The following is a 14,538-nucleotide window of genomic DNA, read 5'->3' as shown; positions in this document are numbered from 1 at the left end:
GCGATTCGAGGGTCAGAACGCCCGGAGCTCCTCGAGCACCGCTTCGGCGCTCCCGTCTGCGATGACCTCGCGGGCGCGCTCGAGGCCCGCTTCCAGGCTCTCGACATCGCGGTTGACGTACATCCGGAACGCGCCGTTGAGCGCGATGGCGTCGGCGAAGCCGTCCTCGCGCTCCCCCGCGAGAACCGCTTCGGTGATCGCCGCCGAGTCGGCCTCGAGATCCTCGACCTCGAGGTCCTCGCTCTCGAGGTCCATCCCGAACTCCGCGGTTTCGATCTCGTAGTCCTCGAACGTCTCCTCGCCGTCGTGATCTTCCCATTCCGCGACCTTGGTGTAGCCCGGCCGGATGTCGTCGTAGCCCTCCATTCCCTGGAACATCACCACGCGGGAAAACGGCAGTTGCTCGCTCTCGGCGACGAGATCGCTCACCTTCTTCGCGAACGCGAGGTGGTAAAAGGAGCCGAGGTGAACGTCGGCGTTGGCCGGGTTCGCCACCGTCTCGATGGTGTTGACGAACGTGCGGACCCCCATCATGTCCCGGCGCTCCCACAGCGCGTGGATCCCGGGGTTGAAGTTCGGCTGGTAGTAGAAGCCGAAGCCGGTTTCGTCGACCATCTCGGCGCTCTCTGCGGGCTCGAGTTCCGTCCGGACGCCGAGTTCGTCTAAGACGTGCTTGTACGCACACGCTTTCTGAGTGGGAACCCGGTCCCCGGAGTGGGTGACGACCGGCGTCCCCGCCGCGGCGGCGACGAGGCCGGCGCCGACGCCCAGCACTGCGGTAGTGTGCTTGCCGTCGTAGTTCGCTCCGCAGTCGACGGGGTCGCAGTCCGGTTCCGCGGTGAGTACCGACTCCTCGCGCATCACGTCGGTGTACGCCGCGAGCTCTTCGGCGTTGTTTCGCTTCCACCGGTTCGCGAGCCAGAACGCCCCCAGCGTCGTGTGATCCGGTTCGTCCGCGAGGATACGCTGGAACGCCTCTCGAGCCTGCTCGCGGGTCATGTCGTCGGCCGACTTGTGCCCCGAGCCGACGACCTCCGTCATCAGGCGTTTCAGCGGCCACTCGCCGAACTCCTGGGTTGCCTTCGCCATGGACGTGGGTTGGGTCGGCGGGCGCAAAAACGTCCCGCTTCCGTCCGATATCCGGACGAACGGGCGGTTTCCTCGCTTCGGTTCGACGAGCGTCGCGACCGGCTCGAGGTCGGCGGCCGGAGCTATCGTTCGCGTTCGAACTCCCGCGACCCGGGATCGGTCGATCGGTTCGTGGTCGGATCGTCCCGCAGCGTTCGCTCCCGACCACTGCCGCCCTCGCGACCGATGAAGAGGTCCTCAGGCAGGTCCTCGACGGCGACGAGACGCTCGAGGCGCCGTTCGAACTCCTCGTCGCCGATCTCGCCGGCTGCGTACCGGCGCTTGAGTTCGGCGAACGCGTCGTCCTCGTCGTTTGCAGACGACACCGACGGCGCATCGTCCCTCTCGAAGGCGATTTCCGCGATCTCCTCGCCCCAGAAGAGCAAGATCGGTGTGAGGACGAACCAGCCGACGATCGCGAGCACACCCGCGAGACCCTCGAGTCCAGCTAACCCGGCGAGGCTGATGGCGCCGAAGGTGACGATCGCGACCAGCAGCCAGAGGTCCTCGGCGACGAACTCCTCGAGCCTTTCACCCATACCGTCGCTTCGGAGGCGCGAGCACTATAAACTATCCTGCCGACCGTGACGCGTCGAGCCTGAAACCCGAAAGCGATTCCTTGCCCCTTTCCCTAGGGCCGCCAATGAGCAGCCTGTCGGGCGACTGGCGCGAGGAGATCGACGACGTCGACGCCGCGATCATCGACGGCTACCAGAGCGGCTTCCCGATCGCCGAACGGCCGTTCCGGACCGTCGGCGAGGCGCTGGGAATCGACGAGAACGAGGCGTTCGACCGCGTTGCGGCGCTTCGCGAGAGCGGTGTCTTCCGGCGCTTCGGTGCCGTCCTCAACCCGCCGGTGATCGGCTCCTCGACGCTGGCCGCCGTCACGGCTCCCGAAGACCGGTTCGAGGAGATCGCAGACGTGATCAACGGCTACCGACAGGTCAACCACAACTACCGGCGCGACCACGAGTGGAACATGTGGTTCGTCGTCACCGCCGGCTCGAGGGACACTCGAGACCGAATTCTCGAGGAAATCGAGGAGAAAACGGGCTGTGACGTGCTCGTGTTGCCGATGCTCACGGACTACTACATCGACCTCGAGTTTCCGGTCGTCAACGCCGACAGATTCGCGCGGGAGAGCGCGGAACACGGTTCCGCGGAAAAAGCGAGCGGCGACGCCGCGAGCCAATCCCTCGAGGCCGACACCGACGCCTCCGCCACCCGGATCAGCGAGGACGCCGCGGGCGACCTCTCCGAGTTCGACGCGGGGCTACTGCTCGAGATCCAGGACGGCTTCCCGCTCTCCGTGACGCCCTACCGCGACCTCGCGGAGAGCCTCGAGGCGGAGACGAGCGAGGTACTCGAGGCGATCTCCCGACTGCAGGACGACGGCTGCATCAAACGCATCGGCTGCATCGTCAACCACGTCGTCACCGGCTTCGACGCCAACTGTATGGTGGTCTGGGACGTTCCCGACGACCGCCTCGACGAGTGGGGCGAGCGGGCGGGATCGCTGCCGTACGTCACCCTCTGTTATCACCGGCCGCGCCGACCCGACCAGGAGTGGCCGTACAACCTCTTTACGATGATTCACGGGCGCGATCCGGAGGCAGTCGACGAGAAGATCGACGAACTGGCCGCCGACTACCTGCCGGTCACCCACGAGCGCCTGTACTCTACGGAGACGCTGAAACAGACCGGCGCGCGCTACGACGAACTCGTCGGCGGTGAGTGAGTCGGGGAGCGCCCGAGAACCGGGTTCTAAAAACGAGGCGAAACGGACTCGAGATACTGATTCGTTCGATACGTCGACGTCGCCGCGGGCCTCACCGACCGGCGACGTACAGCATCGGACCGATAACGATCAGCACGACGCCGATCAGTCGATACATGATGTCGTCGCCGGTCATCGACACCGGCGCGAGCAGGAAAATCGTTCCGAACAGGATGATGTTGAGCCCGAGGATCTTCATGGACTTCAGGGGCAGCGAGCCCAGAATCGCCAGCACGAGCCCGCCGAGCAGGAGGTGCCCTAGGTGCAACTCGAGTAGAATGTTGTCGATCGTCTGGAGAGGTACCTCGATCATTCCTGTACGATACTCCCCACGATTCGGCCTTTAATACTTCGATTCGCGGGTTTGGCTCGCCCCCCGATCGCGCTCCGGGAGCGTCGCCGCCAGCCGCTCGATCGGCGTCTCGGGGGCCGCCTCGAGGCCGTGGTAGCCCTCGAGCTGTGTGCGACAGGACGCACCCGGTGCGATAACACGGTCGCCGCCGCTCGTCTCGACCTGCTCGAAGAGGATGCTGGCGATGGCGTCGCTCATCGAGGCGTGTTCAGCCTCGTAGCCGAAGGAGCCGGCCATCCCACAGCAGCCCGAATCGAGCGGATCGACAGCGTACCCCGCCCGCCGGAGGACGCCGACGGCGTGGTGGTCCTTCGCCGTCGCTTTCTGATGGCAGTGGCCGTGGTAGGTCAGCGCCTCGTCGGCCGCGTCGGGATCGTAGGCGATCCCCTCGTCCAGTCCGAAGGTGTCGAGGTACTCACAGACGCCGTAGCTGTTCGCCGCTAACGCCGCGGCGTTCTCACCGAGCAGATCCAGGTAATCCGACTGGAACATCACCGCATCGGAGGGTTCGATCACGACCACGTCCCACCCCTCGTTGATCGCCGGCTCGAGCCCCGCGACGTTGTCCTTCGCCGTCTCGCGCGCCCGGTCGAGAAAGCCCTTCGAGAACGCCGGCCGGCCCGTATCGCCCAGGTCAGTGGGGACGTCGACGTGGACGCCCGCCGCCTCGAGCACCCGGACGGCGGCCTTCCCGGCCTCGGGGTGGCTGTAGTTGGTGTACGTGTCGGGGTAGAGGATCGCCCGGCGCGTCGCCTCTGACTCGGGGACCATCGAACCACCACGGCGGTCAAACCAGTCGCGGAACGTGTGGGCGTGAAAGGTCGGCAGCGGCCGGTCGGCGGCGATTCCAACGGTGGCCTCGAGTACCCGCCGCGCGCCCGGAACCTTCGGCGCGAGGTTCGAGAGCGGCGCGAGCGCGCTTCCCCACCGCGAGAGGTCGTCGACCCGGGCGAAGAGTCGGTCCCGGATGGTCGAACCGTTTCGCCGGTGGTACTCGTGGGTCACCTCGGCTTTGAGCTTGGCCATGTCGACCTCGCTCGGGCAGTCGATCGCACAGCCCTTACAGCCGATGCAGAGGCCCATTACCTCCTCGACGAACTCGTCGGAGAAGGCTTCGCCGGGCTCGAGGCCGCCGCTCATCGCCTGACGGAGCGCGTTCGCCCGCCCGCGGGTGCTCGTGATCTCCTCGCCGCTGGCGCGGTAGGTCGGGCACATCACACCGCCGGTGGTCGACTGGCCGCCGCGACAGCCCCCACAGCCGTGACAGAGTTCGGCCATCCCCTGGAAACCGTTGTCGTTCTCCCACTCGAGGGTCGGTTCGAACCCCGATTCGAACGCGTAGTCGGGATCGAATCGCAGGTTCTCGGTGAGGTCGGCGACTTCGGTGTGTTTCGGCGCGTCGTCCGGCCGAGCCTCCGTTTCGTCGTAACCGCAGATCTGCCCCGGATTGAGCAGCCAGTCTGGATCGAACGCCGATTTGAGCGATCGGAACGTCTCCCAGACCCGGTCGCCGTACAGCTTGTGGTTCCACTGCGAGCGCGCGCGACCGTCGCCGTGTTCGCCCGACACCGATCCCCCGAGTTCGACCACGAGGTCGGTGACGTCGTCGGCAATGCCGTACAGCTGTTCGATCCCCGTCACCGTCTTCGTGTTCACGAGCGGCCGGACGTGGAGGACGCCGGGGCCGGCGTGGGCGTAGAAGCTGGCGTAGGTGTCGTGGGACTCGAGAATCGCCTCGAACGCCTCGACGAACTCCGGGAGTCGTTCGGGTGGGATCGCCGTATCCTCGATAAAGGAAATGTGCTTCTCGTCGGTCGTCCGCGAGAGCAGGATCGGCAGACCGGACTTCCGGAGTTTCCACAACTGGGCGCGTTCCTCGGCGTCGTAGGCCTCGAGCGCCTCGAGCGCGCTCGTCTCCGCGTCCGTTTTCGGGGCGTCTGTCGCCGACTCTCCGGCCGATTCGGCCCCCGGAACTCGATCGGCGAGCAGTCCCGCGACCCGCTCGCGACCCTCGTCGCGATCGTCGGCGTAGAACTCCACGAGGAGAACGGCGTTCGTCCCCTCCGGCAGGATCTCCGTGACCGGGGCGAACTCGGCGGTCCCCCGCGCGAGGTCGATCAGCACGTCGTCGAGCACCTCGACAGCCGCGGGGTCGTGTGCGAGGATCGGCGCGACGTCGGCCATCGCGTCGTGGAGATCCCGGTAACAGCACAGCGCGACCGCCTTCGTTTCCGGGATGGTCTCGAGTGAGACCGTCGCCTCGGTAACGATCGCGAGGGTGCCCTCGCTGCCCGCGAGCACCCGCGCGAGGTTGACCGTCCCGGGTTCACCCGTCCCCTCACCGCCCGGGAGCGGTTCGCCGCGGGCTTCAGCGACGAGCCTGTCGAGGTTGTACCCCGAGACGTTGCGCTTGAGATCGGGGTACGCCGCGTCGATCGCGTCCGCCTCTTCCTCGAGAATGCGGTCGAACTCGGCGTAGATGCGGGCCTCTAGGTCACCCTCCGGGTTCGCCCGCTCGCGGATCTCCTCGAGGCTCGCCTCGCCGAATCGGGTAACGGTGCCGTCGGCGAGGATGACCTCGACCTCCTCGATGTAGGCGTCGGTTTTGCCGTACTGCAGGGAGTGAGACCCCGTCGAGTTGTTGCCGATCGCGCCACCGATGGCGCTCTTGTCGCCCCAGGCCGGATCCGGGGCGAACTTCAGTCCGTGGGGCGACAGCGCCTCGTTCAGGTCACCGAGAATCACCCCCGGTTCGACGGTGGCGGTCCTCTCCGCTGGATCGATCGATCGAATCTCGTCCATCGCCGCCGTGAAATCGAGGACGACCGCCTCGTTAACCGTCTGGCCCGCCAGGCTCGTGCCGCCGCCGCGGGGCAAGACCGGGATCTCCCGCTCGGCGCAGTATTCCATCACGCCGACGACGTCGGCCGTGGACTCGGGAAAAACGACGCCGATCGGGGTCACCTCGTAGGCGCTCGCGTCGGTCGCGTACAGCTGTCTCGAGTACGAATCGAAGCGAACCTCGCCATCGACGAGGCGGTTCAGGTCCTCGACGAGCGCCGGCCGGTCGACGTCGTCGCTCGCGTAGTCGTAGTTCGCGCGGGCGTCGCCGGCCGGGTCGGCACTGCGCTCCGTTGCCATACCCCATCCTTCGTGGAGAGGCGTATAAACCGTCGGGAACCCATCAATCCCCCCGGTTACTGATTCCAGGCAGCCCTGTCGGGGTCGACGAGTCGCGTCCCGTCCGCGAGGGCGTTAATCCGGTCGAGATCCGCAGCGTCGAGTTCGAGGCCGTGACCCTCGAGGTTCTCCGTGATGTGCTCGCTGGACCCCTTCGGGATCGCGACGACGCCCTCGCGCGCGGCGAACCACGCCATCGTCACCTGCGCGGGCGTGGCGTCGTAGTTCTCGGCGATTTCGGCGAGTTCGTCGCTGTCGACGACGTCGCCCTGAGCCAGCGGGCAGTAGGCGACCGTCGTGATGTCGCGCTCGCGGGCGTACGACACCAGGTCGTCCTGTGGGAGCCACGGGTGGCTCTCGACCTGGTGGGCGCGGATCGGCGACTCGAGGATCTCCGCCGCCTCCTCGAGCAACTCGGTCGTGAAGTTGCTCACGCCGACGTGACGGGTCAGTCCGCGCTCGCGAACCTCGTCGAAGGCGGGCAGCGTCTCCGCGGCGTCGTAGGCGTCGGTCGGCCAGTGGACGTACAGCAGGTCGACGGTATCGACGCCGAGACGGTCGAGGCTCGCCTCGGTCGTCTCGAGGACGTCCTCCGGCGCGAGGTTCGACGGGTGAACTTTCGTCGCGAGAAAGACGTCCTCCCGGGGGACGTCGGCGCGCTCGAGCGCCTCGCCGACGGCCGCCTCGTTGTCGTACATCTGGGCGGTGTCGACGTGGCGGTAGCCCGCCTCGAGCGCCGCAACGACGCTCTCGGTACAGGAATCGCCTTCGTGACCGGACGTGCCGAAACCGGGTTCGGGGAGCTGAGATGGTGTCACCTGCGGAGGTACGGACGGCAGCGACACTACGCTCCGGAAACCGGCAAGGCGTCCGTATCGGAGAGATGCGTGGTAAAAGTGGCCCCGTCGTTTTTCCACGTGCGCCCCCGGGGCCGCCGTCCGACAGCGGACGGCAGGCGTGTATAGTGTACGATCGGTGACAACGCGACTGCCTACCAGTGTAGGGTCTGGTCGCGCGAGAGTTTATATCGGAAGGGGCGGCCAACCGGCGTATGGCAGAACCAACTGTCCCCCGTAGAACGGTGTTACAAACGCTCTGTGCGGTCGGTCTCGGTGGCGTGGCATCCGTCGGCTCCGCCGGTTCCGACAAGACGCCACCCGGTCGCTGCAAACGGAAGGCCCACGGCGCTCCGCCCGCCGCGACCGAGGCACTGGCGCGGGACGACGACGCGTATATCGCGGCCGTCGATCGCATCGTCGGCGGCGAACATATCGTCCTCCTTCTCGAGGACGACGGTGAGACCGTCGACCAGCTGGTCGTCACGCTCGCCGAGTATCCGGTGTTCGAAGAGAGGGGCGTCTTCCTCCTGACCCTCGAGGGCGGCGAGATCGCCGACGCGCGACCGCTTCGGGGAGAGACGAAACGGCGGCGACGACGCAACCAGGATCGACTCGACTGTCTCACCGCCAGCGACGAGAGCGACTGAGCCGGCCGACCGCTACCCGTGACAGCGCCGAGGGTCCGACAGTCGTCGGTACCGAAAGCGGCTTCACGCGCCGACGATCACTCGTTCTCGAGCGCCTCGACGAGCGAGACGAGACTCGAAACCGCCGCCTCGACGAGGGCCTCGCCCTTCTCGGCGGTGGCAACCGTCGGATCGCCGACGTTCCCGGTGTGAGTGAGTTCGGCCATCTCCGCGGCGGTGAGCGCCCACCCTACGGCGTTCTCGCCCAGCGCGTCGTAGTCGGTCAACGGCAGCGATTCGTCCGGGGGGTCGACCCGCTCCGCGCTGTCCATTCGGACCAGTTCGGGGAACAGCTCGAGCATGATGCTCGTCTCGAACTCCGAGGCGTGAAACGAGATCTCGCCGGTGCGAATCTCGGCGGCAACCTCGGCGAAGAGGTTCACCAGCGGCGCGTGAAAGGCCTCGATTCCGTGTGACGACCGGAGTTCGCGAACGACGATCTCGAGCTCCGGATCCTGTGCGAGGTAGTGACCGTTGAGCAGAACGACGTGCTCGACGCCCCATTCGCCCGCCGAAGCGCAGATGTCGATCAAGTAGCGCTGAAACGTCTCGGTGGAAACGGTGAACGTTCCCGGTTTGAATGTGTGGTGGGGGCTGACGCCGTACCAGACCGGCGGCGCGAGCAGCGCGGGACACTCTCGGGCGACGCACTCGCCGATCGCCTCTGGCATGAAGCCGTCGACCCCGAGGGGAAGGTGGTGGCCGTGCTGTTCGGTGCTCCCGACGGGGACGAGCAGCGTCGACGTCTCCTCGAGCGCGCTCTCGACGTCCTGCCAGGTCATCTCCGTGAGTCGGTACGGTTCCGCGGGAGTGGCCGCGTCGGTCATACCCCCTCGTTCGTCGGGGCCGACGAAAGGTCGTTCGACGCCGCGGGGCGATACCGCAGCGGATAGACCTATTTGTATCCGTGATGAAGCGGGAGCCATGTCCGTCGATGCCGATCATGACACGTCCGCAGATGCCGACCAGGAGTGGGAACTGCAGGAACAACTCGTCAACGAAGCCGTTCGTCTCGGCCTGGAGACCTCCTTCCGGGAGCCGATCCTCGAGGCCGTCAGGGACTCTGGGGCCGTCAAAATCCGCGAGGAGACGGCAGGTGACACACAGCAAGCGGCCGGCGACGTCGAGGAATCGGACTCGAGTCGGGCAACTACGGTCGTACAGGGGCTTCTCGTCTTCGTCGTGATGTTCGTCGCCCTGTACGTGGTTCTCCGGAAACTGACCGGCGAAGACGTCGAGTAGTTCGATCCGAAAGCGAGTTCGGTCAGTTCGCTCTCACCGAACCCAGCCGCGACGCTCCGAACTCGCTCTCTTCGGATAACGGGTGCGCCCTGAACGAATCGATTCGTTCGGAAATTACCAAAGAATCCCGATGACCGACTGGTGAATTTTACGGACACCTCCCGGAGACAGGAGCATCTGGGAAAATTATTTCTCATATGCGTAATTTTATGATAGCCGGGTCAGATAGAGCGACTGTAATGTCACGTGGTAAGGCCGCAGGCAACGGTCAGAAGGGGAAAGAGTTCGCATCGCACGTCGGCCGTCGGTCCGTACTCGCATCCGGTGCGGCCGTCCTCGGCAGCGCGGCACTCGCCGGCTGTCTCGACGACGGAGGCGACGGAGACGCGGATCAGATGGCGATCATCTCGAGTCCCGCCGGCTTCGACGACAACGCGTTCAACGACAACGCACGCGACGGTCTCGAGGAGGCGGGCGACGAGTTCGGCTTCGAAGTCATCACCGTCGAAGAGACGGAGGAGGCGCAGTACGAATCGACGCAGGCGGACACCGCAGAAGGGGGGTACGACCTCATCGTGCTGGTGGGTGACCAGCACACCGATCCGCTGTCGACGAACGCCGAGGAGTATCCCGACCAGAACTGGATGCTCATCAACAACGTCGTCGAAGGTGCCGACAACGTCTCGGGGTGGATCGAGATGAACAACGAGATGTCGTTCCTCGCCGGCGTCGTCGCCGGCGTGATGACCGACGAGGAGTTCGAGCACGAAGACAGCGAAACCGATCCGGACGACGCCGTCGTCGGCTTCGTCGGCGGCGAGGAGATTACCCTGATCGAGGCGTTCGAACAGTCCTACATCGAGGGCGTCGAGTGGGTCAACGACGACGCGGAGGTCCTCACCGGCTACGGCGGCAGCTTCGACGACCCGAGCGGGGTGGAGGACGTCGCCGAGTCCCAGATCGACGACGGCGCGGATATCGTCTGGCACGCCGCCTCGGCGGCGGGAGCGGGCGCCTTCTCGGCCGCCCAGAACAACGACCGGTTCGCGATCGGCGTCGACGTCGACCAGTCGGTGACCGAAGACCAGTACGCGGACGTTATCCTCGGCTCCGCGGTGAAGGCGCTCGACGAGGCTGCGTACCAGGTCGCCGAATCGGTCGTCAACGGAAACTTCGACGAGATGGTCGGCGAGCAGAACCTCAGCCTCGAGAACGAGGGGATCGACTTCATCGTCGGCGAGCAGTTCGCGGGCGAACTGCCCGACGCGGTAGAGGAGGAAGTCGAAAACGCGAAGCAGGCGTTCGAGGACGACGAGATCGATCTGAGCTGCGGGCCGACGAGCTGCTAACCCGCAGACGCCATCATGTTACCAACATTATAGAGAATGGACGAAACCAGTACACCGCCAGCAGTTCGTCTCGAGGGGATCACCAAGCGGTTCGGTGACGTCGTCGCGAACGACGACGTCGATTTTACCCTCGAGCGCGGCTCGATCCACGCGCTACTGGGCGAGAACGGATCGGGAAAGACGACCCTGATGCGAATCCTCTACGGGCTGTACGAGATGGACGAGGGGGAGGTCTCCATCAACGGCGAGCCGAGAGCCCTCGAATCCCCGCGAGAGGCGATGGATGCGGGCGTCGGAATGATCCACCAGCACTTCCAGCTCGTGCGGCCGATGACGGTCCTGCAAAACGTCATTCTGGGACACGAGCCGACGGAAGACGGACTGATCGATGAGACGAGCGCCAGAGCCGAAATCGAAGAGATCTGCGCGCGGTACGATTTCGACATCGATCGACACCTGGATACGCCCGTCGAGGAGCTCGACCTCAGCGCCCAGCAGCGCGTCGAAATCGTCAAGAGCCTCTATCGCGGCGCGGAGATCCTCATTCTCGACGAGCCGACGGCGGTGCTTACCCCACAGGAGGTCGACAGGCTGATGGACGTGATGCACGACCTCAGAGCCGACGGACGATCGCTCATCTTCATCTCGCACAAACTCGACGAGGTGCTCGAGATCGCCGATCACATCACCGTCCTTCGAGACGGCGAGGCGATCGGGACCGTCTCCGCGGCGGAGACCTCAGAGCAGGAACTGGCGCGGATGATGGTCGGCCGGGAGGTCCTCTTTGACCGCCAATCGCGCGAGACCACTCCTGGCGATCCGGCGCTCGAAGTCGACGAGTTGCACGTTCGCGGCCGTCGGGGTCGCGAACAGGTTAGCGGGATCGATTGCACCGTGCGGACGGGCGAGATTTTCGGAATCGCGGGCGTCCAGGGGAACGGACAGCGGGAGCTCGTCGAGGGGATCACGGGGCTCCGGTCGGTAGACGCCGGAGCGGTTTCGCTCCATGGCGAGGAGATAACGGATCTGAGCCGACGACAGCGAATCGAACGGGGGATCGCCTACGTCCCCGAGGATCGCCAGACGGACGGGCTCGTACAGGATTACGACCTCGTCCGGAACGCCCTGCTGGGTAATCAGACGGTCGAGCCGTACGCTGCGGACGGGTTTCTCGACTGGGAGGCAGTTCGGGCGCACACTACGGATATCATCGACGAGTTCGACGTCCAGCCGCCGAACCCCGCCGCCAGCGCGACGTCGTTGTCCGGTGGCAACCAGCAGAAGTTCATCGTCGGGCGCGAGATCGGCCACGACCCGGACGTCATCGTCGCGTCACACCCGACCCGCGGCGTCGACATCGGCTCGATCGAGTTCATCCACAACCGGTTGATCGAACTTCGGGACGACGGGGTCGCGATCCTCGTCGTGTCGTCGAAACTCGAGGAGATTCAGAAGCTCGCCGACCGCATCGCGGTCATGTACGAAGGCGAGTTCATCGACGTCGTCGACCCGGACGACGTCACCGAGGAGGAGCTCGGTCTACTCATGGCCGGCCACCGGCTCGAGACGGAAGAAACGGCCGAAAACGCGACAGACGGAGGTGCACACGGATGAGTGCCGACAATCCGGACCGCTCCGACGGCGCGCTCGACCGTGCCGCCGCACGGATGTTGCAGGCGTCGGTGCTCGAGCGGATCGGCATCGCCGTCGCGTCGACGGTTCTCGCCCTGACGATCGGACTGATCATCGTCGCTGCGGCTGGCCACAACCCGGTTCGGTTCGCCAACCAGCTGGTGATCGGCTCGTTCGGCGGCGAGCGAGCGATCTCACGGACGCTTCGGTACTCGACGCTGTTCATTCTGACGGGCGTTTCCGTGGCGATCGCGTTCCGGGCCGGTGTGTTCAACATCGGCGTCCAGGGTCAGTTCATCGTCGGCGGGTTCGCCACCGTCGTGGCGATCGTCTGGCTCGCGCCGTTCTTCCCGACCGGAACGGCGGGCGGTATCGCCCTGATGCTCATCGGGGCCGGTGTCGCCGTCGCCGCCGGCGGCCTGTACGCGGCGTTACCCGGCGTGTTGAAGGCGTACGGCGGTGCGAACGAGATCATCACCACCATCATGCTGAACTTCATCGCCATCGGCTTCGTCGGCTGGCTCGTCGGCGGCTGGTTCAGCGATCCGGAGACGACCGCGACGCGAACCCGACGGCTTCCCGACAACGTCGACCTCCCGTCGATCGTGTTCAGCGACTCGAGTCTGTCGATCATCGGCCTGCTGGTGACGGTCGCGGTCGTCGCGCTCGTGGCCGTCGTCATGACGCGGACCAGCTTCGGCTACGACATGGTGACGAGCGGCCACCAGCAGTCCGCCGCGACGTACTCGGGCGTCGACGCGAAGCGGATGATCGTCTCGACCATGACGTTCTCCGGGATGGTCGCAGGACTCGCGGGGGCCGTCTTCGCGATCATGATACAGGGCTACTACACCGATCCCTCCGGGATCGGAAACTACGGATTCGACGCCATCGCCGTCAGCCTGCTCGCGGCCAACAACCCGATCGGTGTCATCCCCGCGGGACTGCTGTTCGGCGGCCTCGAGTCCGGCGGCTCGTACATCCAGATTCGAAGCGACGTTCCGGTCCAGCTGATCGACGGCATCGCCGGGCTCGTCGTCCTGTTCGTCGCCGTGCCGGAACTGTTCAGAATGGTCGCACAGCGGACGAACCTGGGAGGTGAGAGCCGATGAGCGTCGCCGACTACGCCGACCGGACCGGCGTCCGAATCGGCGGCCTCGGCGCGGTCGTCCTGCTCGCCCTCGGTACGGTGCTCGCGTTCTGGTACGGCGTTTCGGCGGCGGAAGTCGTCGATCATGCCGTAGCCGCGCTCGTCACGCTCGACCGCATCGTCACCGTCGGCTTCGTCAACCGGTCGCTCCAGATGGCCACGCCGATCGCGCTCGCAGCCATCGGCGGCCTGTACGCCGAAAAGAGCGGCGTCTTCAACATCGGTCTCGAGGGGTTCATGATCTTCGGAGCGATCTCTGCGGCCGGCACCCTCTACCTCCTCGGCGGAACGTCGCCCTCACAGGGACACATCTGGCTCTCGCTGGTCGGCGCGATCCTCGTCACGATGGCGCTGACCGTGATCTTCGCCGTGCTCCTGATTCACTTCAAGGCGGATCAGATCGTCGCGGGACTGGCCGTCTGGTTCATCGGCCTCGGGTTCGCACCCTTCGCGGCGGCCGCCATCTGGGGAAGCAGGCGCAGCCCCGGCCTCGAGAGCATCAACAACGTCGCGGTCCCGTATCTCCAGGAGATTCCGTGGGTCGGCTCGATCGTCTTCAACCAGTCGCCGCTGGTGCTCCTCACGGTTCTCGTCGTCGCCGTCTCCTGGGTCGTGCTCTACCGCACCCGCTATGGCTACTGGATCCAGGCCGCCGGCGAGAACCCGGAGGCGCTCGACACGGCCGGCATCGACGTCAACCGGGTTCGGTACGCGACGGTGATCTTCTCCGGCGCGATGGCGGGTCTCGGTGGGGCGGTGCTGCTGGCCCACCTCGGGAACTTCGTCGGTACCGGTGACACGATGACCGACGGCCGTGGCTGGATCGCCATCGTCGCCTACCTGTTCGGCAACTACAACCCGATCGGTGCGGCGGCCGCCGCACTGCTGTTCGGCGGGCTGGACATGCTGAACGTCCAGTTCCAGACGGTCGGCATCCAGGTGTCCTCGAGGCTCGTCAATCTCTTGCCCTACGTCGCCGTGATCGTGGTGCTCACCGCGTGGGGGAAGACGCGGATGCCGTCGTCCGTCGGCGAGCCCTACGAGACCGAGGAGTGACACCGGTCGCGTTCGAACACCTCTCGAACGCGGCGAGCGCCGATCGCCGCGACCGGTACGATTTTCCAACTGTCACCACGGTCGTTCCCGTTCGCTCGGCAATGCCTCGCTCACCTCTCACTCCCTGATTCAAATCCGAGCGGCGGC

The 14,538-nt window shown here is 65.8% G+C and carries 13 protein-coding genes; 7 read left to right on the top strand and 6 right to left on the bottom strand.

Features of this window, described 5'->3' with window-relative positions; all coding sequences use genetic code 11:
• Positions 1 to 12: 12 nt before the first annotated feature.
• Both AC6I6S_RS11655 and AC6I6S_RS11650 read right to left on the bottom strand, forming a co-directional pair.
• The gene (locus AC6I6S_RS11655; RefSeq protein ID WP_497950283.1) at positions 13 to 1,089 is read right to left on the bottom strand and encodes an anthranilate phosphoribosyltransferase; all 1,077 of its coding nucleotides are present in this window, start codon (positions 1,087 to 1,089) and stop codon (positions 13 to 15) included.
• Between the two features lie 122 nt (positions 1,090 to 1,211).
• Positions 1,212 to 1,667, bottom strand: coding sequence for an SHOCT domain-containing protein (locus tag AC6I6S_RS11650; RefSeq protein ID WP_497950281.1), 456 nt, complete (start codon positions 1,665 to 1,667; stop codon positions 1,212 to 1,214).
• A gap of 104 nt (positions 1,668 to 1,771) precedes the next feature.
• Here AC6I6S_RS11650 and ahbB point away from each other — a divergent pair, with 104 nt between their 5' ends.
• Entirely contained in the window at positions 1,772 to 2,866 is a 1,095-nt protein-coding gene (gene ahbB, locus AC6I6S_RS11645; RefSeq protein ID WP_497950280.1) for a siroheme decarboxylase subunit beta, read from the top strand.
• Between the two features lie 91 nt (positions 2,867 to 2,957).
• On the opposite strand, the gene AC6I6S_RS11640 is transcribed toward ahbB, so the two are convergent.
• Genes AC6I6S_RS11640 through AC6I6S_RS11630 form a run of 3 tightly spaced genes read right to left on the bottom strand, consistent with a single transcriptional unit; the run spans position 2,958 to position 7,255 of the window.
• A complete protein-coding gene (locus tag AC6I6S_RS11640; RefSeq protein ID WP_497950279.1) occupies positions 2,958 to 3,218 on the bottom strand; it encodes a DUF8006 family protein in 261 nt (86 codons plus the stop codon).
• Between the two features lie 30 nt (positions 3,219 to 3,248).
• A complete protein-coding gene (locus AC6I6S_RS11635) occupies positions 3,249 to 6,398 on the bottom strand; it encodes an FAD-binding and (Fe-S)-binding domain-containing protein (RefSeq protein ID WP_497950278.1) in 3,150 nt (1,049 codons plus the stop codon).
• 56 nt (positions 6,399 to 6,454) lie between these two features.
• The gene (locus AC6I6S_RS11630; RefSeq protein WP_497950276.1) at positions 6,455 to 7,255 is read right to left on the bottom strand and encodes an aldo/keto reductase; all 801 of its coding nucleotides are present in this window, start codon (positions 7,253 to 7,255) and stop codon (positions 6,455 to 6,457) included.
• A 233-nt stretch (positions 7,256 to 7,488) separates the two neighbouring features.
• Between AC6I6S_RS11630 and AC6I6S_RS11625 the strand changes: the two genes are divergently transcribed.
• Entirely contained in the window at positions 7,489 to 7,923 is a 435-nt protein-coding gene (locus tag AC6I6S_RS11625) for a hypothetical protein (protein ID WP_497950275.1), read from the top strand.
• Between the two features lie 77 nt (positions 7,924 to 8,000).
• On the opposite strand, the gene AC6I6S_RS11620 is transcribed toward AC6I6S_RS11625, so the two are convergent.
• Entirely contained in the window at positions 8,001 to 8,789 is a 789-nt protein-coding gene (locus AC6I6S_RS11620; RefSeq protein WP_497950274.1) for a creatininase family protein, read from the bottom strand.
• Positions 8,790 to 8,886: 97 nt separating this feature from the next.
• On the opposite strand from AC6I6S_RS11620, the gene AC6I6S_RS11615 reads away from it, so the two are divergent.
• From AC6I6S_RS11615 to AC6I6S_RS11595, 5 genes are all read left to right on the top strand, one after another.
• Positions 8,887 to 9,204 carry a hypothetical protein gene (locus tag AC6I6S_RS11615; protein ID WP_497950272.1) on the top strand — a complete coding sequence of 106 codons (318 nt, stop codon included), beginning with the start codon at positions 8,887 to 8,889 and terminating at the stop codon, positions 9,202 to 9,204.
• A gap of 239 nt (positions 9,205 to 9,443) precedes the next feature.
• Positions 9,444 to 10,553: a BMP family lipoprotein gene (locus tag AC6I6S_RS11610; RefSeq protein WP_497950270.1), complete on the top strand. Its 1,110-nt coding sequence runs from the start codon at positions 9,444 to 9,446 to the stop codon at positions 10,551 to 10,553.
• Positions 10,554 to 10,589: 36 nt separating this feature from the next.
• A complete protein-coding gene (locus tag AC6I6S_RS11605) occupies positions 10,590 to 12,167 on the top strand; it encodes an ABC transporter ATP-binding protein (RefSeq protein ID WP_497950269.1) in 1,578 nt (525 codons plus the stop codon).
• A gap of 53 nt (positions 12,168 to 12,220) precedes the next feature.
• Complete coding sequence (locus tag AC6I6S_RS11600; RefSeq protein ID WP_497951474.1) at positions 12,221 to 13,297, top strand: ABC transporter permease; 1,077 nt, start codon at positions 12,221 to 12,223, stop codon at positions 13,295 to 13,297.
• A complete protein-coding gene (locus tag AC6I6S_RS11595) occupies positions 13,294 to 14,391 on the top strand; it encodes an ABC transporter permease (RefSeq protein ID WP_497950268.1) in 1,098 nt (365 codons plus the stop codon). The genes AC6I6S_RS11600 and AC6I6S_RS11595 overlap by 4 nt, the downstream gene beginning before the upstream one ends.
• Positions 14,392 to 14,538 lie beyond the last annotated feature (147 nt).

It is taken from the genome of Natrononativus sp. DTA114 (genome assembly GCF_059736515.1).
The sequence above is the reverse complement of the archived record's forward strand: the minus strand, read 5'-3'. Positions and strand labels throughout refer to the sequence as shown.

Coding starts and splice junctions, on each gene's coding strand:
- AC6I6S_RS11655 (WP_497950283.1), bottom strand. CDS start 1,089: ATGGCGAAGGCAACCCAGGAGTTCGGCGAGTGGCCGCTGAAACGCCTG.
- AC6I6S_RS11650 (WP_497950281.1), bottom strand. CDS start 1,667: ATGGGTGAAAGGCTCGAGGAGTTCGTCGCCGAGGACCTCTGGCTGCTG.
- ahbB (WP_497950280.1), top strand. CDS start 1,772: ATGAGCAGCCTGTCGGGCGACTGGCGCGAGGAGATCGACGACGTCGAC.
- AC6I6S_RS11640 (WP_497950279.1), bottom strand. CDS start 3,218: ATGATCGAGGTACCTCTCCAGACGATCGACAACATTCTACTCGAGTTG.
- AC6I6S_RS11635 (WP_497950278.1), bottom strand. CDS start 6,398: ATGGCAACGGAGCGCAGTGCCGACCCGGCCGGCGACGCCCGCGCGAAC.
- AC6I6S_RS11625 (WP_497950275.1), top strand. CDS start 7,489: ATGGCAGAACCAACTGTCCCCCGTAGAACGGTGTTACAAACGCTCTGT.
- AC6I6S_RS11620 (WP_497950274.1), bottom strand. CDS start 8,789: ATGACCGACGCGGCCACTCCCGCGGAACCGTACCGACTCACGGAGATG.
- AC6I6S_RS11615 (WP_497950272.1), top strand. CDS start 8,887: ATGTCCGTCGATGCCGATCATGACACGTCCGCAGATGCCGACCAGGAG.
- AC6I6S_RS11610 (WP_497950270.1), top strand. CDS start 9,444: ATGTCACGTGGTAAGGCCGCAGGCAACGGTCAGAAGGGGAAAGAGTTC.
- AC6I6S_RS11605 (WP_497950269.1), top strand. CDS start 10,590: ATGGACGAAACCAGTACACCGCCAGCAGTTCGTCTCGAGGGGATCACC.
- AC6I6S_RS11600 (WP_497951474.1), top strand. CDS start 12,221: ATGTTGCAGGCGTCGGTGCTCGAGCGGATCGGCATCGCCGTCGCGTCG.
- AC6I6S_RS11595 (WP_497950268.1), top strand. CDS start 13,294: ATGAGCGTCGCCGACTACGCCGACCGGACCGGCGTCCGAATCGGCGGC.